General features: G+C 45.4%; 1 protein-coding gene. It reads left to right on the plus strand.

Annotated features, from left to right (window positions below; translation table 11 throughout):
- Nucleotides 1-696, plus strand: a 696-nt coding sequence (locus tag R7E78_RS26800; protein WP_318058695.1) for a transporter substrate-binding domain-containing protein, incomplete at both ends; no start/stop codon positions are given.

The following is a 696-nucleotide window of genomic DNA, read 5'->3' on the forward strand; positions in this document are numbered from 1 at the left end:
AGGATTAGATGTCGATATCGTAAAAGGATTTGCGAGCTCGTTAGGTGTGCGATATGAGTACGTACCGGCTCAGTGGAGTGACATGGTCGGTAAGCTGACAGGTCAAGATGTTCAATACCGACACAACCGCGCAGTCGTGGGTGGCAGTGTGCCAATTGAGGGTGATCTGATTGCCAATGGCGTGACGATTTTGGATTGGCGGGAAGAGGTATTGGACTTTTCTCAGGACTACTTCCCATCGGCGGTATGGCTTGTTTCTCGTACCGATTCAAGTTTAAGTCCAATTAAGCCAAGTGGCTCGATCGACGAAGACGTCAAGACAGTGAAAGAGTTGATCGATGGACGAGAAGTGTTGGCGCTAGAGCATTCGTGCCTAGACCCAAACCTTTACGACTTGTACGACACGGGTGCCAAAGTGATTTTGCCCGATGGCAAACGACTCCTAAACGAAATGGTACCTGCCATCATGAAAAATGATGCTGAAAGTACCTTATTGGATGTAGCAGACACATTAATTGCTTTAGAAAAATGGCCGGGAGAAATAAAAGTCATTGGCCCTGTTTCCGAAAATCAAAAAATGGCTGTTGCGTTCCGTAAAAATTCACCGGAATTACGCGAAGCGTTTGATCGTTATTTAGACTCTATTAAAAAAGATGGGACGTATGAAAAGCTCGTTAAAAAATACTACCCGTCCAT

This window comes from Vibrio sp. YT-19(2023), from assembly GCF_033337395.1.